The organism is Agrobacterium sp., assembly GCF_059499945.1.
Genome location: NZ_JCABZP010000014.1, coordinates 624,452 through 644,219 on the forward strand (window position 1 = coordinate 624,452; position 19,768 = coordinate 644,219).

At 60.3% G+C, this 19,768-nt stretch carries 19 protein-coding genes; 14 read left to right on the forward strand and 5 right to left on the reverse strand.

Annotated elements, in window-relative coordinates:
* Window positions 1-112: 112 nt before the first annotated feature.
* The 10 genes from AC5I5B_RS14715 (at window position 113) to chrA (ending at window position 10,031) form a co-directional block, all read left to right on the forward strand.
* Window positions 113-1,090, forward strand: coding sequence for a magnesium transporter CorA family protein (locus tag AC5I5B_RS14715; RefSeq protein ID WP_080865900.1), 978 nt, complete (start codon window positions 113-115; stop codon window positions 1,088-1,090).
* Between the two features lie 15 nt (window positions 1,091-1,105).
* Complete coding sequence (locus AC5I5B_RS14720) at window positions 1,106-3,025, forward strand: potassium transporter Kup (RefSeq protein ID WP_111833674.1); 1,920 nt, start codon at window positions 1,106-1,108, stop codon at window positions 3,023-3,025.
* 279 nt (window positions 3,026-3,304) lie between these two features.
* On the forward strand, window positions 3,305-4,468 hold the full coding sequence (locus AC5I5B_RS14725; protein WP_162695456.1) for a cell wall hydrolase: 1,164 nt from the start codon (window positions 3,305-3,307) through the stop codon (window positions 4,466-4,468).
* Window positions 4,469-4,738: 270 nt separating this feature from the next.
* Window positions 4,739-5,104, forward strand: a complete 366-nt coding sequence (locus tag AC5I5B_RS14730) for an AtpZ/AtpI family protein (RefSeq protein ID WP_020010559.1) — start codon at window positions 4,739-4,741, stop codon at window positions 5,102-5,104.
* A 60-nt stretch (window positions 5,105-5,164) separates the two neighbouring features.
* Complete coding sequence (locus AC5I5B_RS14735) at window positions 5,165-5,914, forward strand: F0F1 ATP synthase subunit A (RefSeq protein WP_003503121.1); 750 nt, start codon at window positions 5,165-5,167, stop codon at window positions 5,912-5,914.
* A gap of 72 nt (window positions 5,915-5,986) precedes the next feature.
* Window positions 5,987-6,214: a F0F1 ATP synthase subunit C gene (locus AC5I5B_RS14740; protein WP_003494147.1), complete on the forward strand. Its 228-nt coding sequence runs from the start codon at window positions 5,987-5,989 to the stop codon at window positions 6,212-6,214.
* A gap of 80 nt (window positions 6,215-6,294) precedes the next feature.
* Entirely contained in the window at window positions 6,295-6,936 is a 642-nt protein-coding gene (locus tag AC5I5B_RS14745) for a F0F1 ATP synthase subunit B (protein WP_099085613.1), read from the forward strand.
* Window position 6,937: 1 nt separating this feature from the next.
* A complete protein-coding gene (locus AC5I5B_RS14750; protein WP_020010562.1) occupies window positions 6,938-7,423 on the forward strand; it encodes a F0F1 ATP synthase subunit B in 486 nt (161 codons plus the stop codon).
* A gap of 393 nt (window positions 7,424-7,816) precedes the next feature.
* Window positions 7,817-8,629, forward strand: a complete 813-nt coding sequence (locus AC5I5B_RS14755) for a chromate resistance protein ChrB domain-containing protein (RefSeq protein ID WP_020010563.1) — start codon at window positions 7,817-7,819, stop codon at window positions 8,627-8,629.
* A 4-nt stretch (window positions 8,630-8,633) separates the two neighbouring features.
* A complete protein-coding gene (chrA, locus tag AC5I5B_RS14760; RefSeq protein WP_111833673.1) occupies window positions 8,634-10,031 on the forward strand; it encodes a chromate efflux transporter in 1,398 nt (465 codons plus the stop codon).
* A gap of 56 nt (window positions 10,032-10,087) precedes the next feature.
* Here chrA and rnhB read toward each other — a convergent pair whose 3' ends face one another.
* Window positions 10,088-10,741 carry a ribonuclease HII gene (gene rnhB / locus AC5I5B_RS14765; RefSeq protein ID WP_077998424.1) on the reverse strand — a complete coding sequence of 218 codons (654 nt, stop codon included), beginning with the start codon at window positions 10,739-10,741 and terminating at the stop codon, window positions 10,088-10,090.
* A gap of 449 nt (window positions 10,742-11,190) precedes the next feature.
* Complete coding sequence (locus tag AC5I5B_RS14770; RefSeq protein ID WP_003503108.1) at window positions 11,191-12,348, reverse strand: PA0069 family radical SAM protein; 1,158 nt, start codon at window positions 12,346-12,348, stop codon at window positions 11,191-11,193.
* Window positions 12,349-12,634: 286 nt separating this feature from the next.
* On the opposite strand from AC5I5B_RS14770, the gene AC5I5B_RS14775 reads away from it, so the two are divergent.
* Window positions 12,635-13,153, forward strand: a complete 519-nt coding sequence (locus AC5I5B_RS14775; protein ID WP_060726391.1) for a glycosyltransferase family protein — start codon at window positions 12,635-12,637, stop codon at window positions 13,151-13,153.
* A 10-nt stretch (window positions 13,154-13,163) separates the two neighbouring features.
* Here the strand turns inward: AC5I5B_RS14775 and AC5I5B_RS14780 are convergent, their stop codons facing one another.
* The 3 genes from AC5I5B_RS14780 to AC5I5B_RS14790 form a co-directional block, all read right to left on the reverse strand.
* Window positions 13,164-14,597 carry an FAD-binding oxidoreductase gene (locus AC5I5B_RS14780; RefSeq protein WP_111833672.1) on the reverse strand — a complete coding sequence of 478 codons (1,434 nt, stop codon included), beginning with the start codon at window positions 14,595-14,597 and terminating at the stop codon, window positions 13,164-13,166.
* 50 nt (window positions 14,598-14,647) lie between these two features.
* A complete protein-coding gene (locus AC5I5B_RS14785; RefSeq protein WP_111833806.1) occupies window positions 14,648-15,625 on the reverse strand; it encodes an L-threonylcarbamoyladenylate synthase in 978 nt (325 codons plus the stop codon).
* 145 nt (window positions 15,626-15,770) lie between these two features.
* Complete coding sequence (locus AC5I5B_RS14790; protein ID WP_060722977.1) at window positions 15,771-16,379, reverse strand: DUF6656 family protein; 609 nt, start codon at window positions 16,377-16,379, stop codon at window positions 15,771-15,773.
* A gap of 332 nt (window positions 16,380-16,711) precedes the next feature.
* Between AC5I5B_RS14790 and AC5I5B_RS14795 the strand changes: the two genes are divergently transcribed.
* The 3 genes from AC5I5B_RS14795 to AC5I5B_RS14805 all read left to right on the forward strand — a co-directional run bounded on the left by AC5I5B_RS14795 (window position 16,712) and on the right by AC5I5B_RS14805 (window position 19,699).
* A complete protein-coding gene (locus tag AC5I5B_RS14795) occupies window positions 16,712-17,956 on the forward strand; it encodes an aromatic ring-hydroxylating oxygenase subunit alpha (protein WP_003503099.1) in 1,245 nt (414 codons plus the stop codon).
* A 7-nt stretch (window positions 17,957-17,963) separates the two neighbouring features.
* Window positions 17,964-19,046, forward strand: a complete 1,083-nt coding sequence (locus AC5I5B_RS14800) for an FAD-binding oxidoreductase (RefSeq protein ID WP_107675177.1) — start codon at window positions 17,964-17,966, stop codon at window positions 19,044-19,046.
* A gap of 185 nt (window positions 19,047-19,231) precedes the next feature.
* Entirely contained in the window at window positions 19,232-19,699 is a 468-nt protein-coding gene (locus tag AC5I5B_RS14805; RefSeq protein ID WP_003503095.1) for a BA14K family protein, read from the forward strand.
* Window positions 19,700-19,768 lie beyond the last annotated feature (69 nt).

Below are 19,768 nucleotides of genomic sequence, written 5' to 3' on the forward strand. Positions count from 1 at the left end.
AATCCCGCCTGGTCCGGCGCTCCCTGAAGTGTCGTCCAAAGGTTTGCCGACGGCAAACAGGATATGTTAAGCAGCATTGCGGCAAGCCCGCGATGTGGAGCGGAGAAGCGGATTGATAAAAGCCTATCGCGCCAATTGCGAGGCGATCAGCCTGTCGGCAGTCGACGGCTCCGGACCGATTCCCGACGACATCGTCTGGATCGATCTCGTCAATCCAGACAGGGCGGAAGAGCAGCATGTGGAAAAGCTGCTGGGCGTGGAACTGCCGACGCGCGAAGACCTGAAGGATATCGAGCCTTCCAGTCGTCTCTATATGGAAGACGCCAATGTCTTCATGACCGCGTCTCTGGTGTGGAAGGCGGATTCGGATGATCCGCGCCTCACCGATGTCGCCTTCGTTCTGGTTGGCAAGCGTCTGGTGACAATCCGTTATGCCGAGCCGAAATCATTCCACCTTTTCATTGCCGCCATTACCCGCGCGCCGCACGAAATGCGCAGCGGCACGGCGCTGCTTTTGAAACTGCTCGAAACAATCGTCGACCGCACGGCGGAAATTCTCGAAAACTCGGTCACTGGCATCGATAATCTCGCCGCCGACATTCTCGGCAGCCAGGCCCGTTCCAAACGCAAGGCGCCGCGCTATCTCGAAGACCGCCTGACCAATATCGCCGCCTATCACCGGCTGATCTCGAAGGTCCGCGTCAGCCTCGCATCGCTAGCGCGGCTGCAGACCTTCCTCTCCACCAGCGATCAGGCTCGCGAGGACAAGGGAGCGAGGGAACAGGGCAAGTCGATCGGGCGCGATATTCAGTCGCTGAACGAACATGCCTCCTTCGTTTCCGGCAATCTGACCTTCCTGCTTGACGCCTCGCTCGGCATCATCAACATCGAGCAGAACGGCATCATCAAGATATTCTCGATTGCCTCGGTGGTGTTTTTGCCGCCCACGCTGGTGGCCTCGGTTTACGGAATGAACTTTCAACTCATGCCGGAGTTGAACTGGACGTTCGGTTATCCCCTGGCGCTTGTTATCATGCTGATGTCCGCAATCATCCCGTTTCTCTTTTTTCGTTGGAAGGGCTGGCTCTGAGGAGCCAGGATCATCATGTCCCAGATCGTTGACAAGGACGTTGCCGAGAAACCGGATGCCGATGACGAGCACAAGAACAAGGGGCTTTACGCCGCGATCCTTGGTTCGATCGGCGTCGTCTATGGCGATATCGGCACCAGCCCGCTCTATGCCTTTCGCGAAGCCCTGCGGCCCATCGCCTATGACGGGGTGACTCAGGAAGAAGTCATCGGCCTGACATCACTGATGATCTGGTCTTTGACGATCATCGTCACCTTCAAATATATCACGCTGCTGCTGCGCGCCGACAATGACGGCGAAGGCGGCACGCTTTCGCTGCTGGCGCTGCTGATGAAGACGGCGGGCACCCATCGCGGCGTGCTCATCGTGCTCGGCCTCATCGGTGCTGCCCTGTTTCTCGGCGATGCGATGATCACCCCGGCACTATCGGTGCTTTCGGCGGTGGAAGGCCTGAAACTCGTCACGCCGGAGATGGACGAATTCATCATTCCGATTTCCGTCGGCATCCTCATTGGCCTCTTCGCCATTCAGTCTCACGGCACGGGCACGGTGGCGAAGTTCTTCGGGCCGATCACCGCGGTCTGGTTCATCGTCATGGGGCTTGCGGGCCTCATCCATATTGCCGACGATTTCAGCATTCTCTTTGCCTTCAACCCGTGGCATGCGGTCGAGTTTCTGGCGAATGAAGGTTTTTACGGCATCGTCGTGCTGGGCGCGGTCTTCCTGACGATAACAGGGGCGGAAGCGCTTTACGCCGATCTCGGCCATTTCGGTCGCCGTCCCATCCAGTGGGCGTGGTTCTGTCTGGTTTTCCCGGCATTGACGCTGAACTATCTCGGTCAGGGCGCGCTGGTGCTGAAAGACCCGGCGGCGATGTCCAATCCGTTCTATCTGATGTTCCCGCAATGGGCGATCCTGCCGGCCGTCATTCTGGCGACTGCCGCCACCATCATCGCCAGCCAGGCGGTCATAACAGGTGCGTTTTCGCTCGTGCGTCAGGCGATCCATCTCGGCTACCTGCCGCGCATGGAAATCCTCTTCACCTCGGAAACCAATACGGGGCAGATCTACCTGCCCGCCGTCAACACCATCCTGCTGTTCGGCGTCGTCGCGCTGGTGCTCACCTTCAAGAGTTCGGATGCGCTGGCCACCGCCTACGGTATTTCCGTCACCGGCGCGATGGTCGTCACCAGCCTGATGTTCTTCGAATTCGTGCGCAAGCGCTGGCAATGGTCGGTCTGGCTCGCGGTTGCGGTGCTGGCCCCGCTCTTGACGCTGGAACTGATTTTCCTCGGCGCGAACCTGCTGAAGATTCACGATGGCGGTTATGTGCCGGTGCTGCTGGCCATCGCCTTCACCATCATCATGACCACCTGGCAGCGCGGCTCGAAAATCCTCTTCGCCAAGACCCGCCGCGGCGATGTGCCGCTGAAAGCTTTCGTTGCTTCGGTGGAAAAGGAAAGCGCCCATGCGCCGGTGCGCGTGCCCGGCACCGCGATTTTCCTGACCGGCGATCCGGAAGCAGCGCCGGCGGCATTGCTGCACAATCTCAAGCATAACCACGTCCTGCACGACAAGAATGTCATCCTGACGATCCGCACTGAGGACCAGCCGCGCGTTCACCCCGAGGATCGTTACACGCTGACGAAACTGAGTGATCGTTTCGCCGTGGTCGAACTGCATTTCGGCTTCATGGAAACCCAGAACGTCACCCAGGCGCTCGGCTATCTGCGCCGTACGGGTTACAAGTTCGATATCATGTCCACCTCGTTTTATCTCGGCCGCCGCAAGCTGGTGCCGGATCCGAAATCGGGCATGCCGGGCTGGCAGAACCGCCTGTTCATAGCGCTTGCCGAAACCGCCGCCGATCCGTCCGATTATTTCCGCCTTCCGGCCAACCGTGTGGTGGAACTCGGCTCCCACGTCGTCGTCTGATGACGGGAGCACGCCTCTCGGCAATCTGAGACGCTCCTTCCTTCGTCATTCCGGCTCAAGGCCGGAATGACGCGGTGGGGATGCTGTGCATGAAGCTGTGCGCGGTATTATGGAATCTGAAGCAACACGACGCGCATTAGAATATGTTCACACATTAACGTGAAAGCGCGTCCGGGCGCGGCGTTAACCAAGCATCAAGGTTAATAAGAGATTCTCGAACACCTGTAGCAAATTTGGTTGTCGGTGTTCGGAGTGCTGGTTTTGCGTTCGAAAAGAGTAATGCGTCGTCGGTCCCCCGTGTCCCTTCAGGGGTGGGCGTCAAAATGGACATCGCCCGTCGTCTTCGGCCTTGCCGCCTGGCTCGTTTTTCCATCCCTCGCCGCCCGTGCCGATCTGGCCTCGCTTCTGGCCGGGCTGGACAAGGGCGGGGAGCAATGGCGCATGGTGCTGACGGCATCTCCGGCAGGCTCCGTTCATAATGCCTCGCTGACTTTCAATGATGCCGCAGGGGAGGCCGCATTGCATGGCGGCGGCATGACCCTGCCCAATGGCAGCAAGGTCGCCTTTGTCACCAACAAGAAGGGTGAGGCAACGACGCCGGACAGCGAGCGCGTCAACCGCGCCGCCAAGAAGGGCCGCATCGTCGCAACCGAAATCATGCAGCCGCCCAAGGCCTTCACCGCCGGTTCCGTCCTGCAGCGCACCAGCATGCTGGATATCGAGCCGCTGAAGCGCAAGGACCGCACGGCTTTCGTCAAGCCGAAGCGCGGCAAGGACGTGGAACTCGCCTCCTTCTATTTCCGTCGTGAGGAAAAGAAGGCGGACAAAAGCGTCTCGCCGATGCTGGCCGAACTCATCACCAACAGGACGCCGGATATTCTTGCCACGGCTTATGCGCCGGCCGAACCGGATTTTGCTCGCGAGTCGCCCTTCGACGCCATCCTCAAAAAGCCCGAGGCCGGTCGTTTCGTGCCGCAGATCAGCCAGGACGATCACGCCTGGGCAGCCACCCCGCTGCCGGCCGCCGTGTTTTCCGCAGCCGAACAGCAGTGCCTGGCATCCGGCATCTATTTCGAGGCGCGCGGAGAATCGGTGAAGGGACAGGCGGCGGTGGCGCAGGTCATCCTCAACCGCGTGCGCAACCCCGCTTATCCGAAAACCATCTGCGGCGTCGTTTATCAGAACAAGGACTGGCGCAACCGCTGCCAGTTTTCTTTCGCCTGCGACAATATCAAGGACCGGGTGAACTCCGAACGCCACTGGAAGATGGCGCGTGAAGTGGCCATGGCCACCACCGCCGGCAAAATCTGGTTGAACGAAGTGGGCTCCGCCACCCATTATCACGCCGTTTATGTGCGTCCCGCCTGGGGCAAGTCCATGAAGAAGGTCGGCAGGATCGGCCTGCACGTCTTTTACCGTACCTATGGTGGCGGCTGGAGCTGATCACACCGCCAATTTGTCGCATTTTGCGTGTCAAAAATGCCGATTCCCTGGGGAAACATCGCCGCTAAACCGCGATTTGATGTCAAGCTATTGTTTTTGCATGATTAATTTGTGCCAAAACAACCGCTCGCAGTGCCTTGACTAGAGAAGCCCCTAAAACTATGTTGCGCGCGACTTCAGAGCGGGCTGGAACAGGCTTAATCCGTCACCGTTTACAACTCCAAAGGGTTCTGGCATGGCTGGAACGGAGAAAATGGGTGGGATTTTAAGATGACTGGCAACCGTGACGATAGTCTGGACGAGCGCCGCAAGCGCCTTGCCGAAGAACTGGCAAAGGTGAAGGCGGAGGATGAGGCGGAAGTGAGGGCGGAGACCAACGCTGCGGAAAACCGGAAAGGTTTTGCGATGGCGGTGAAGCTCTCATCGGAGTTCATTTCGGCCATCGTGGTCGGCGCTATGCTGGGTTATCTTCTGGACTATTTTGCCGGCACGACGCCGTGGGGGATGATCGTTCTTCTTCTTCTCGGTTTCTGCGCAGGCGTATTGAATGTGTTGCGCTCGACCGGCGCGGTGGCCAAGCCGCCGCTGCTGGAAAAGGCGGACAGACAGGACGAGGGTGGAAAAGACGGCGTTTAAGCTGTTTTTTCTTGCAGTTGAGATGCCGCGACAGGCGGCGACAGGTAAAGAGGGCAGCCGGTGGCAAACGATCCGACCCATCAGTTCTTGGTGCAGCCGATCATTCCGATCGAAATTGGCGGCGTCGATTTTTCCTTCACCAATGCGTCGCTCTTCATGGTCGCGACCGTGGCTGCCGCTTCCGGTTTCCTTTATTTCGCAACGTCGAACCGCGGTCTGATTCCGACCCGCATGCAGTCCGTTGCTGAAATGTCCTACGAGTTCATCGCCTCCATGCTGCGCGAAGGCGCCGGCAAGAAGGGCATGGTGTTCTTCCCATTCGTGTTCTCGCTGTTCATGTTCGTGCTGACGGCGAACCTTCTTGGCATGTTCCCGTATTTCTTCACGGTCACCAGCCAGATCATCGTTACCTTCGCGCTCGCCTGCCTCGTTATCGGCACGGTCATCGTTTACGGTTTTTACAAGCACGGCCTGCACTTCTTCGGCATTTTCGCCCCCTCGGGCGTGCCGAAGGCGCTTTTGCCGCTTGTTGCGTCAATTGAAATGATTTCGTTCCTGTCGCGTCCGATCAGCCTTTCCGTTCGTCTTTTCGCGAACATGCTGGCTGGCCACATCACGCTCAAGGTTTTCGCAGGCTTCGTTGCCTCCATGGGTGCGCTTGGCGCGCTCGGCATCGGTGGCGCAGTTCTGCCGCTCATCATGACGGTCGCCATGACCGCTCTCGAATTTCTCGTTGCCTTCCTGCAGGCTTACGTCTTCGCGGTACTGACTTGCATGTACCTGAACGACGCCGTGCATGGTGGTCACTGAGAAGTAAAGTCGCTGGCCCCGGCAACGGGCGTCAAAAACAGCCGCAACAACCAATATCTCAAGGAGTCTCACATGGAAGCGGAAGCAGCAAAGTACATCGGCGCAGGTCTCGCATGCCTCGGCATGGCTGGTACGTCCCTCGCACTCGGCCGTATCTTCGGTGATTACCTGTCCGGCGCACTGCGCAACCCCTCTGCTGCCGACAGCCAGTTCGGCCGTCTGGTATTCGGCTTTGCCGTTACGGAAGCTCTGGGCATCTTCTCGCTGCTCGTTGCTCTCCTTCTCCTGTTCGCTGTTTAATATCAGCATCAGGTCTGGATCACGGCCCGCAACATAGCGTGCCGTGATCCTTCGCATTTGCAGTCCCCCTGGAGGTGAGCATGTTCGTGACCGAGGCTTATGCCCAGTCAGCACCGACCGTAGGTGAAACGCATACGGAAACTCCGGCTGTCGGCCAGCCGCAACCGGAAGCCACGCACACGGAAACCGGTGTGGCGCACGGCGCTGAACACGGTGCTTCCGGCGTATTCCCGCCGTTCGACCAGTCTACTTATGCATCGCAGGTTCTCTGGCTGGCGATTACGTTCGGCCTTTTCTACCTGCTCATGCAGAAGGTCATCGTTCCGCGCGTCGGCGGCATTCTCGAAAACCGTCATGGACGCATCGCACAGGATCTCGATGAAGCGGCACGCCTGAAAAGCGAAGCCGACGCTGCCGTCGAAACCTATGAAAAAGAACTCGCGGCAGCCCGCGCCAAGGCAAGCTCTATCGGCGCCGCGGCACGTGACGCCGCTAAAACGAAGGCCGATGCCGATCGCGCCGCCATCGAGGCCGGACTTGCTGAAAAGCTTGCCGCCGCCGAAAAGCGCATCGCTGGTATCAAGGAACAGGCTTTCGCCGATGTCGGCGCCATTGCTGAGGAAACCGCGACCGCGATCGTTGACCAGCTGGTCGGCACTAAGGTCAAGGATACCGACGTCAAGGCCGCCATTGCAGCCGCTTCGACTGTGAAGGGAGCCTGATATGGCGTTTGATGCATCATTTTTCGCTCTCGTCGGTCTTGTTCTCTTTTTCGTCCTGATCGCCTATCTCAAGGTTCCGGGCATGCTCTCCAAGTCTCTGGACGAGCGCGCGCAGAACATTCAGGACGAGCTGGCCGAAGCCAAGCGCCTGCGTGAAGAGGCCCAGCACCTGCTGGCCGAATATCAGCGCAAGCGCAAGGAAGCCGAAGCTGAAGCCGCCGGCATCGTTGCTGCCGCCGAGCGTGAAGCCGCAGCGCTCACCGAAGAAGCCAAGCAGAAGACGGAAGAATTCGTCGCCCGCCGTACGGCTCTTTCGGAACAGAAGATCAAGCAGGCCGAAGAAGACGCCATCGGCGCCGTCCGCGCCGCCGCAGTCGATATCGCCATTGCCGCTTCCGAGAAGTTGCTGGCCGAAAAGACCACGGCTGCCACTAAGGCCAAGCTTTTCACCGCCACGATTGGCGAAGTGAAGTCTAAGCTGAACTGAGATTTATCTCGGACTGATAAGAACCCCTCCGGCGAGAGCTGCGAGGGGTTTTTTTGTTGTCAAGTCTGGTTGGAGTTATAGCGCCAAAGGTGGGTGATCGACCCGCTTTGGCCAAAGTCTTCTTAATGGCGGATATCGGATTGCTCTTCCGCTTTGCACCAACAGCGGACATGCTGTGCATTTTCTGACGCAACCAACTTATCGTCGGGAAGGCTTATTCGATAGCGAGGCACAGAAGCGCCATTTGCTGGTGTGGTCCGATAGGACGCCCGGTCACCTGCTTGACATATTCCAATTCCGGTGCGAATTTTTACCTATGGGGTAGCGATCGCCCCATGAGGCCACGGCCGAAGAATCGCGTCCTTTGAACCCGAAAAAACGGAGGGACGCGCGATGCCGTCATTTCTTGAAATCACACCCGAAAAGCTCAATCGCATTATCGGCACGCCCAACGCGCCGACGATTATCGACGTCCGCACTGACGAGGACTTTGCTGCTGATCCCCGCCTCATACCGGGAGCGATTCGGCGCGATTACCGCCAAGTGATGGACTGGGCCGAAGGGCTTACCGGGCCATTGGTCGTCCTCTGTCAGAAAGGCCAGAAGCTCGGTCACGGTGTTGCCGCTCACCTTCGTGCGGTTGGCAGTGCCGCCGAGGTTCTCGAAGGCGGCTTCGAAGCCTGGCGTGCGTCGAAAGCGGCCCTAGTCCCCGACGATAGGCTGCCGCCCCGCGACAGCCGTGGCCGGACGGTCTGGGTAACCCGCTCGCGTCCGAAAATCGACCGCATCGCCTGCCCGTGGCTGATCCGGCGCTTCGTCGATCCTTCGGCGGTCTTCCTGTTTGTAGCGGCGGCGGAAGTATCAGCGGTCGCCGATCGCTTCAACGCCACGCCCTTCGACATTGAAGAGGTTTACTGGAGCCACCGTGGCGAGCTTTGCACCTTCGACGTCATGGTCGAGGAATTCGGCCTTGCGACGGAACCCATGCTCCGCCTCGCGACAATCGTCCGGGGAGCAGATACGTCCAGACCCGACCTCGCCCCCGAAGTGCCGGGACTGCTTGCCGCCTCACTCGGCTTATCCCGGATGTTCAACGACGACCTCGAACAACTCGCGGCCGGCATGACGCTCTACGATGCGTTTTACAGATGGTGCCGTGATGCAACCGAGGAGACCCACAACTGGCCCAACCCGAGGAAGGTATGAGACCATGACCGACCTTGCAAAGACCAGTGTCCGCCTGGATGCGGGCGAAGACGACATCGTTCCGCTTTCCGAAGCCGTGAAGGTATGGGCGCGCGTGGCAGCGCTCAGCTTCGGCGGCCCAGCAGGCCAGATAGCAGTGATGCACCGCATCGTCGTTGACGAGAAGCGCTGGGTGGGTGAGCACCGTTTCCTGCATGCCCTCAACTACTGCATGCTGCTGCCGGGGCCGGAGGCTCACCAGCTTGCCATCTATATCGGCTGGCTGCTGAACAAGACCAGGGGCGGCATGATCGCCGGCCTGCTGTTCGTCCTGCCGGGGTTTCTATCCATCCTGGCGCTCAGTTACATCTACGTTATCTTCGGCGACGTCACCGCGATCGAGGGCATGTTCTTCGGGCTGAAATGCGCGGTCCTCGCCGTTGTCGTTCAGGCGGTCTTTCGGATCGGCAGCAGGGCGCTGAAAAACAATGTGATGGTCGCCATGGCGGCCGCCGCCTTCGTCGCGATCTTCTTCCTTCACGTGCCCTTTCCACTGATCATCCTCGCGGCCGCAATCATCGGCTGCTTCGGGGGGCGGACAGGGCTTCACGCTTTCAAGGCAAACGGCGGACACAAGTCGGGATCGGGCAAGATACTCGAAGACAGGGATTCCATCCTCGGCGAGGACATTCCCCTTCACGCCAGGCCCAACCTTGCCTGGTCGCTCAAAACCTCTGGCACTCTTGCAGCGCTCTGGCTCATTCCCGTCGCGACGCTGATCCTGGTGCTCGGTTGGGACAATGTGTTCTCGAAGATGGGTCTGTTCTTTAGCCAGATGGCCGTCGTCACCTTCGGCGGCGCCTATGCCGTGCTCGCCTACGTCGCTCAGGCTGCGGTGGAAAACTATGGATGGCTTCGTCCGGGAGAAATGCTTGATGGTCTCGGTATGGCCGAGACGACGCCCGGTCCTCTCATTATGGTAACGCAGTTCGTCGGCTTTCTCGCGGGCTATCGCGATCCGGGGGCGTTGTCGCCGCTGGCGGCGGCAACTCTCGGAGCGATCCTGACGACCTGGGTAACTTTCCTGCCGAGTTTCCTTTGGATATTCGCTGGTGCGCCCTTCATCGAGAAGATGCGCGGTAACGCGGCGCTTGGCGGGGCGATGTCGGCCATCACTGCGGCCGTCGTCGGGGTGATCCTCAACCTGGCGGTCTGGTTTGGACTTCACGTGCTGTTCGAGGAAGTCCGACCCGTGGCCCTCGGCCCGCTGGCATTGGATGTCCCAGTCTTCTCATCACTCCTGCTGCCGTCGCTCGCCCTGACATTGCTCGCGGCATTCGCCATTTTCCGGCTCAAGCTGTCTGTGATAGTCACGCTGGCCCTGTCTGCAGCGCTTGGGATTGCCTGGCGGTCGATATTTTGAAACCCGGAGTCCGCTTTGGCCTATCGCGGAAGTGATTGCCGGACCTTCATTCACGATCAGTCCCGCTTCAGCGGCCGAAAGCTCATCCTGTGCAACGGGCAGGGGCCGTGGCTTTCGATGGCGCGCAGGTGGGCGGGCGTACCGTAGCCGGCATGGCCTTCGAAGCCGTAGGATGTGTGCACCACACCGGCGCGTTCCATCATCCGGTCGCGCGTCACCTTGGCGATGATCGAGGCTGCGGCGATGGAGAGGGAGCGGGAATCGCCCTTGATGACGGCCTTGGCTTCGCAGGTGATACCCGGCGGCCGGTCGCGGCCGTCGGCGAGAACGAGGGCAGGGGAGATTTCGAGACCGAGCACGGCGCGGCGCATGGCGTCCAGGCTGGCGCGCAGGATATTCATGCTGTCGATCAGGCCGGGGCCGGAGGAGGCGACGGATACGATCGAGGTTTCCATGATCTGTACGAACAGGCTTTCCCGCTTCTGCTTGGTTAGCTTCTTGGAATCGTCCATCCCCTTGGGAATATTGTCCGGATCAAGAATGACGGCTGCCGCAACCACGGGTCCGGCCAAAGGCCCCCGGCCTGCCTCATCCGTGCCGGCGACGGGCCAGAGGCCCTTCTTTTTCGCCTCCAGCTCGAAGGAGAAGTCAGGGCCGGTTTCGGCAAGATCAAAAAGGGCAGGAGAATCGGGTGTGGCCGTGCGTTTCATGCGGCGAAACTGGCACACACACCCGATCTCCTGCAAGCCCCCGGAAGCGGGCGATGACAGGCATGGTGAGCCGGGGTCAAGGGGCGTGGCTCACCGTGCCCCGAAGGTCATCATGACCTTTGATCCTCCAACGGGGCGGCGGAGGAAAAACGATCGCACGCGAGGCGGCGGCTCCGGGGGCGATGTCCGGCGGGCCAGGGAAAACCCGTCGGGCATTTCGTGGGGAGCAACAAGATGAGAAGGTTGCTCCCTATCGTTTTGAATTCCGTTTAATATAGGCTCACAGAGCCTCCGATTGTTGGCGAGTTATCCTTCATGCTCGACGTCATCCTCGGGCTTGACCCGAGGATCCACTATCGCGCTCGGTTTATATCCTCGGGTCAAGCCCGAGGATGACGTCGAGTTCAGTTCGGGCATCCATCACCTCAGTCACTTTCAGCGTTTACTTCTCAAAGCAGCGACAATTGCACGCCTGCACCGCCCGGCGGCACGAAGAGATCGTCACGCAGGTGGATGCCGCGGCGGATGAGGCCAAGCCGCTTCGTGGCCATCTCGAAACGCCTGCCGATCTGCCAGGCATAGGGGCCGGCGCCCTTCATGCGTTTTCCGAATTCCGCGTCATAATCCTTGCCGTCACGCATGGAGCGCACCAGCGACATGACATGGCGGTAACGGTCCGGATAGTTGCGCAGCAGCCAGTCGCGGAACAGCGGGCTCACCTCCAGCGGCAGGCGCAAAAGCACATAAGATGCTTCGGTGGCGCCGGCGGCCTTGCCGGCCTCGAGAATGCGCTCGATTTCATGATCGTTGAGTGCCGGAATGACAGGCGCCATCATCACGGCCACGGGAATGCCCGCCTCGGTCAGCGCCTTCACCGCGTCCAGCCGCTTCTCCGGCGTGGCGGCGCGCGGCTCCATGTTGCGCGCGAGCTTGCGGTCCAGCGTCGTCACGGAAATGCCGACCTTGGCGAGCCCCTTTTTGGCCATGGGCGCCAGAATGTCGATATCCCGCTTGATCAGCGCCGATTTGGTGACGATGGCGACGGGATGATCGGCCTTGGCCAGCACTTCCAGTATCTGCCGCATGATGCGCCATTCGCGCTCAATCGGCTGATAAGGGTCGGTATTGGTGCCAATGGCGATCACCCTTGGCTTGTAGCCCGGTTTCGCCAGTTCCCTTTCCAGCAGCTTTGCCGCATCCGGCTTGGCGAAGAGCTTCGATTCGAAATCCAGACCGGCCGAAAGTCCCATATAGCTGTGTGTCGGCCTTGCGAAACAATAGATACAGCCATGTTCGCAGCCGCGATAGGGATTGATGGAGCGGTCGAACGGGATGTCGGGCGATTCATTGCGGGTGATGATGCTGCGTGGCTTCTCCACCTGCACCTCGGTGCGGAACTCCGGCATGTCCTCGAGCGTCTGCCAGCCATCGTCGAAAACCTCGTGCTGCAAGGTCTCGAAACGTCCATCCGGATTGAGCCCGGCGCCACGGCCGCGACGGCGGTCGATCTCGATGCGCAGGCCAGATGCATCGGCCAGCGCATTGGCAATGTCAGGCATATGGCTCGGCTGGAAGGCAGCCTGCCCCGAAAGCGTATGGTTTCTCATCTGGATGCTCCCAGGACGCCGCACGCCTTTCGAGGCACGCTCAACGCCCTAAACCGTTTCCGTCCGGACGGGCTTTTATCGCCTTCCGAATGATTAAATTCCTACATCAGGAATGAGAACATTACAAGAACAAAATTGCAGATTCAGCTCGCGCATCAGACAGGGGCGTGACCGCGATATGCCTGACCGCGTGCGGAGGCCGCGTGATGGTCGGCATAAGCAGCCACGGATTTTACCGCGATCAGCACAGTGGCAATTTATTGTGCGATGCGTTAGAGCTATGCAGATGTTGACAGTCATAATGGAATGCCGGGATCACGAACCGGAACTGGCGCATACGCTGTCTGCGCTTGTCACCGGGGCCGTGGAAGGGCTTGTAAGTGATGTTGTGATTCTTGATCACGGTTCGCGCGATGGGTCGTCGCGCGTCGCCGATGCCGCCGGTTGCCGTTTTTATGGGCAATGGGACATCGAGGATGTCGTGAAGTCCGCGCGCGGCGGCTGGCTGCTTCTGATCGAGCCCGGCGCGCGCCCGCAGGCGGGCTGGATCGACGAGATTCTCGAATATGTGGCGATCTGCGCGCAGCCGGCCCGCTTCTCGCCCTCGCGCTATCACCGGCGCAATGTCTTCAGCCGCGTGCTGCGCCGTATTCCGCCATTGGAACACGGATATCTTCTGCCAAAGAAGCATGCCCTGTCGATCGCCAGATCGGGCATGAGCCTGACGCAATTTGTCGGCGCGCAGAAACCGCGCCGGCTGAATGCGGAAATAGTACCCGCCTGGGCGCTGCGGGCTTCGGCTTAACGGGCGCGTCTTACCCGGCCAGAACCTTGCCGGGATTCATGATGCCGGCGGGGTCGAAAGCATGTTTGATGCGTCGCATCAGCTCCATTTCGATGCCGGGGCGAATGGCGGCCAGTTCATCGCGCTTCAATTGCCCTATGCCGTGTTCGGCCGAAATGGAGCCGCCGAGCGACAGCACGATGCCATGCACGACCTCGTTCATATCCCGCCAGCGGCCGAGGAATTCGGCCTTGTCGGCACCGACAGGCTGGGAAATATTGTAATGGATATTGCCGTCACCCAGATGGCCGAAGGCGCAGACACGCGCGCCCGGGATGGCAGCGAGAACCGCCTTTTCCGCCGTCGCCATGAATTCCGGTATTTTTGAAACCGGAACGGAAACATCGTGCTTGATCGACCCGCCTTCGGGCTTCTGCGCATCCGACATGCTCTCGCGCATGTGCCAGAGCGCCTGTCGCTGCGCCTCCGATGCGGCGAGCACGGCGTCCTGAACCAGCCCGGCCTCAAAACCGCGCTCCAGCAGCGATTGCATCATGCTATCCGCCGTCTCCGCCGAATCGGAGGTGGAGATATCGATGAGCGCGTACCAGTCGTGCGGTTGCTCCAGGGGATCGCGCACGCCGGGAATATGTCTGGCGGTGAATTCGACGCCGATTCGCGGCATGAGTTCGAAGCCGGTCAGCGCCGTGCCGCAGAGGTTGGAGGCCATTTCAAACAGCTTCAGCGCATCTTCGGTGGAGGTCAGCCCCGCAAAGGCCACCTGATGGCCGAGCGGCTTCGGGAAGAGCTTCAACACCGCGCCGGTGATGACGCCAAGCGTGCCTTCCGAGCCGATGAAGAGATCACGCAGATCGTAACCGGTGTTGTCCTTCTTCAGCCGGCGCAGCCCGTTCCAGATTTCGCCTGTCGGCAGCACCACTTCGAGCCCGAGGCACAGCTGGCGCATATTGCCATAGGCCAGAACCGCCGTGCCGCCGGCATTGGTGGCGAGATTGCCGCCGATGCGGCAGGACCCTTGAGAGCCGAGCGACAGCGGGAACATGCGCTCCACCGTGTCGGCGGCCTTGTGGATGTCGTCGAGAATGCAGCCGGCATCGGCGACGATGATATTGGCGACCGGATCGATATCGCGGATGCGGTTCATGCGTTCCAGCGACAGGATGATGTCGGTGCCATCGGCACGCGGCGTCTGGCCGCCCACAAGGCCGGTATTGCCGGTCTGCGGCACGATGGCAGTGCCGGTCTCGCTGGCGAGCTGCAGAATGGCCGAGACCTCTTCGACCGACCCCGGCTTGAGCAGCAACGGCGAGGCGCCGCGATAAAGGCCGCGATTTTCCACCAGCCGCGGCGCCATTTCCGCCGGGTCACGCACCGCGTTCTTTTCGCCGACAATGGCGGCAAAGCGGTCAAGGATGTCGGAGGAGGGGATGGCGGTGGTCGTCATGGGCGGCGTCTCGCTGTCTTTTGAAACATGGGCGAAAGGATTGGGTGCCGTCAGCCTCGCGGCGCGGCGGCGCGGGAAAGGCGGTCGTTGATCGCCTCTCCGAGACCATGGGTGGGAATGGCGGTGATGGCGATGGTGTCCGCACCGCTCGCATCGGCGGCTTTCAGATAATCGAACAGATTGGCGGCGGCCTCGGCAAGATCGCCGGTGGGGCTAAGGTCGAGAACGGTGCGCGCGGCCTCTTCGCCTGATATGGCGATGCCGCCGAAGCGGATTAGCGCTTCGCCCGGCAGAACCGAGGTGGCGTGAAGGCGCACGGCGGCGCCCGGCGCATAATGCGAGGCCAGCATTCCCGGCGCCTCAATGGCGGCGGCGGCTTTTTTGGGCCGTTCGAGGCTTTTGCCCGCAACACGTTCTATGTCCTCGGTGACGATGCCGCCGGGACGAAGCAGCCGCACCCGGCCATCCTCTTCCACCTTGACGATGGTGGATTCGACGCCGACGGAGGCTGCGCCGCCGTCGAGAATGAGATTGATCTTCTGGCCGAGATCCGCTTCCACATGGGCGGCACTTGTCGGGCTGATCTTGCCGGAACTATTGGCGCTGGGGGCGGCGAGCGGCCTGCCGAAGCGGCGGATGAGATCGCCGGCAAAACCCTGGGGCACACGAATGCCGACCGTATCGAGCCCGGCCGTCGCCAGCGAATGAATATCGCTTGCCGGGTTCAGCGGTAGCACCAGTGTCAGCGGGCCGGGCCAGAAGGCCTCCGCGAGTTTCCGCGATATGGGATCGAAGACGGCGTAACGTTCGGCCATGGCGATATCGGCCATGTGGCAGATCAAGGGGTTGAACTGCGGCCGGCCCTTCGTCTCGTAAATGCGGGTAATCGCCGCCGGGTTGGTGGCGTCGGCGGCAAGGCCGTAGACCGTTTCCGTCGGCAGGGCGATGGGTTGGCCGGCGGCAAGCTCGGTTGCTGCTGCCTGCAGGGCTGTTTCCCGCTCGTTGTCTATATTGATATGACGCGCCATGATGCTGCCTTTCAGGGCGGTCAATAGCGTATTTCAGGGCGGAGTGGGAAGCGCTAATGCATGTCGCCCGAAAGTGGTCCGCGGTTTCGGGATAACGACTTGCATAAAACAAATAAAGATAAAGCGCCGGGGCGCTCTATCGCTTCTATATCGCCTTGATGACCTTGCGCATCTCCTCGGACCGCGCGCCGAGCATGAGCACATTTTTCAGCGCCACGCGCGGATCATGGGTCTGGAACAGCAAGCCGCCGCGATGGATGGAGGTGTCGACGGCGATTTCCTGATCCGGAAGCGCGTTGATGGCGACGGCGAAATACATCCGTGAATAGCGCGCATCGATATTTTCGAAGAAGTTCCCGGCCCCGCTCAGCTCGGCGAAGAAATTCGCGAAATAGAACGACCAGAGCACATGGCGCTCGGCATCGAAGCTCGTTTTCGCCGCCGTGACGTGACAATAGCCGAGATGCGGCCGGTCATTGAGCAGATGGTGAAAAACCATCTTCGGGAAACGGATGGACTGGTGAAAGGCGTTGAGACGGTTGTGGGTGGCATCGGCGGCGGCTTCCAGCTTTCGCCCGGTCAGCGCAGCCACTTCATCATGACTGTAATAGACGCGTTCCCTCGGCAACCAGCGCTCTTCATAACGGCTGATGCGCCCTGTCCGCAGGAAATCCGAATGCGCGGTCTTCGATCTTATCGGTGTGACCGAATGCCTGCTCGCATCGAAATAGCGTATGCGTGTCGCCTTCTCCACCGGAAGCGCCCTCGTTGCTGTCGATCCGGCAAGATAGTTTAGGGCGCGTTAATACTCCGTTGCGTCGCGCCTCCCGTTTTTTAACGGGTGGGGAGTAAAGCGCGCGACATCATGCGTCATATTGCGACGTGATTTCCGACATTGAATAGCTGTCGGATTTCCCAGCGGAATGGGCTGCGACGGCGAATTGCGCATGTCGCAATTTGTCGCCAATGCGGAAGCCGATGTCGCTGTTTGTGCTGCCGCAAATGACCGCCGGTGTTTAGATGAGTACATGCTTCCGCAACCCCGCAAATGGTGTCGGGCAGGGCGGTTTGATCGAGGATTTGGCCATGGAATTGCGTGATACCGTATTGCGCCAGCTGAAAAACCGCCGCGAAGGCTTCAGCCTGGAACAGCCCTTCTACACGGACCCGGATTATTTCAAGCTGGATATGGAAACGATCTGGTATCGCGACTGGCTGTTTGTCGGCCATGATTGCGAAGTGCAGAAGTCCGGCAGCTATTTCACCGTTCAGGTCGGCGCCTATTCCGTCGTCATCGTTCGCGGTCGCGATGGGCAGATCCGCGCCTTCCACAATTCCTGTCGCCACCGCGGCTCCCGCGTCTGCACCACGCAGAAGGGCCAGTCGGCGCGCCTTGTCTGTCCTTACCACCAGTGGACCTACGATCTCGACGGCAAGCTGCTCTTCGCACGTCACATGGGTGAAGAGTTCGACAAGGGCGATTTCGGCCTGAAGCCTGTTGCCTGCGAAACCGTCGCCGGTTACGTCTTCATCTGCCTTGCCGATCAGCCGGCGGATTTCGAGCCCATGCGCAAGGAAGTCGAGAGCTACATGGCTCCGCACCGCATCTGGGAAGCGAAGGTCGCGCATGAAAGCACGATCATCGAAAAGGGCAACTGGAAGCTCGTCTGGGAAAACAACCGCGAGTGCTACCATTGCGCCGCCAACCACCCGGAACTCTGCCGCACCTATCCCGAAAACCCGAGCGTGACGGGAACGGATGGCGGTGCCAGCGACCCCGAAATCGGCGGCCACTGGGCGCGCTGCGAGGCCGCCGGCCTGCCGAGCCGCTTCAAGATCGACCCGAAGGGCCAGTTCCGCGTCGCCCGCATGCCGCTGATTGGTGAAGCGGAAAGCTACACCATGTCTGGCAAGCGCGCCGTGCGCCGACCGCTTTCGGAGGATGTCAGCATCAGCCATATCGGCGCGCTGCTCCTGTTCCATTACCCGACGACCTGGAATCATTTCCTCGGCGACCACACCATTTCCTTCCGCGTGCTGCCGCTCAGCGCCACGGAAACCATGGTCACCACCAAATGGCTGGTGCACAAGGATGCGGTTGAAGGCGTGGACTACGATCTTGAAGATCTCACCCACGTCTGGAACGAGACCAATGACCAGGACCGCCGCATCGTCGAGGAAAATGCCTTCGGCATTCGCTCGCCCGCCTATGAGCCCGGCCCCTATTCCATGGAGGATGAGGGCGGCGTGATGCAGTTCGTCAACTGGTATTCCGATTTCATGGTCGACCGGCTCTCCGGCGATAAGGCCCGGCTCTCTGCTGTAGCGTGATGCGAAGATGAATATGGTTGTGACCTACAAGCACATAGACGAGATGAAGCCGTGGAGCGACAAGCTCCAGCTGCTGGAATGCATTTCAGTGACGCCCGAGACCCCGGACGTCATGACGTTTCTGTTCCGCTCCGAGGACCAGAACTGGTTCCGTTATCTGCCGGGCCAGTTCGTCACGCTGGAATTGCCCGTGGGTGCGGAGCCGCTCTACCGCACCTACACCTTGTCCTCCAGCCCGTCGCGACCCTACGCGCTGTCGGTCACGGTCAAAGCGCAGGCCAACAGCATCGGCACGCGCTGGATGTTCGACAATCTGAAGCCCGGCATGAAAATCCGGGCGCTGGGGCCGCTCGGCGACTTTTCCTACGTCAAGCATCCCGGCGACAAATATCTCTTCATTTCGGCAGGCTCCGGCGTCACGCCGATGATGTCAATGGTGCGCGACATGAGTGACCGCGCGCCGCAGAGCGACATTGCCTTCGTCAATTGTTCGCGCACACCCGGCGATATCGTCTTCCGTCACGAACTGGAATATCTCGCCCGTTTCATGCCGAACCTCTCGCTCGGCTTCATTGTCGAGAAATGCGGTCGCACCGACCTGTGGTCTGGCCTGAAAGGCATGGTCGACAAGGCCAAGATCGCGCTTCTGGCGCCAGATTTCATGGAGCGCACCGTCTTCTGTTGCGGGCCGGAGCCGTTCATGGCCGCCGTCCGCTCGATGCTCGACGCATCCGGCTTCGATATGAGTCGCTACCATCAGGAAAGCTTCGCGCCGGCTGCCCCGGTCACCGTTGGTGAAAACGTCCTCACCGGTGCGGATGGCGAGGCACTGTCGATGGTGGGTTTCACCCTTTCCGGCAAGGAAATGCCCTGCCAGCCCGGCCAGACGGTTCTGATGACGGCGCGTGCCGCCGGCGTCCGTATCGGCGCTGCCTGCGAATCCGGCATCTGCGGCACCTGCCGGGTGCTGAAGCTTTCGGGTGAGGTGGAGATGAACCACAATGGCGGCATTCTCGATGAGGAAATCGAGGAAGGCTATATTCTTGCCTGCTGCTCGCGGCCTCTGACTGACGTGAAGGTGGAAGCCTGACACGAGCAGGCGTTTCATCTCATTCGTCTTTCACCGGATAGTTGTCTTGGAACTAAATTTCTCTAAACTCGTTTGCACGTCATCGAATTCTTTTCGGGCGTAGAACGGGGCTGTCCCATATCTCCGACAAGAGCGAGTGGGTGAAAAGGCGTGGTCCAACGCGCTGAAGCAAACGGAGGAAGATCATGATGAATTTCCGGACAACGAGTGTCGCCACGGCGATAGTCGTGTTCCTCACCAGCTTTACGCCATCGCAGGCGTTCCAGGCGCCCGTGCCGATGCCGAAGCCGGCGATCACGGCCGACAATAATGTTGTGCCGGTGCAGTACCGCGAATGGGACCGCAGAGGCGACCGCAGGTACGGCGACCGCATGTATCGCCCGCGCCCGCCGCGTGATGGATATTACAATGGTCACCGCGGTTATCGCGATCGCCGTCCGGGCTACCGTTATCACAACGGTTACTGGTTCCCGCTTGCAGCCTTTGCCGCAGGCGCGATCATCGGCGGCGCCATGTCGCAGCCGCGCCCGGCCTATGGCGGCAGCCATGTCGAATGGTGCCAGAACCGCTGGCGCTCGTATCGCGCTTACGACAACAGCTACCAGCCAAATAGCGGTCCGCGCCGCATATGCGTATCGCCTTACAGCCGCTGATAGTGGTTTTCGAAAGCCCGGATTTTGATCCGGGCTTTTGCTTTCAGGCGGCCGGGCCGGGTAACCGAA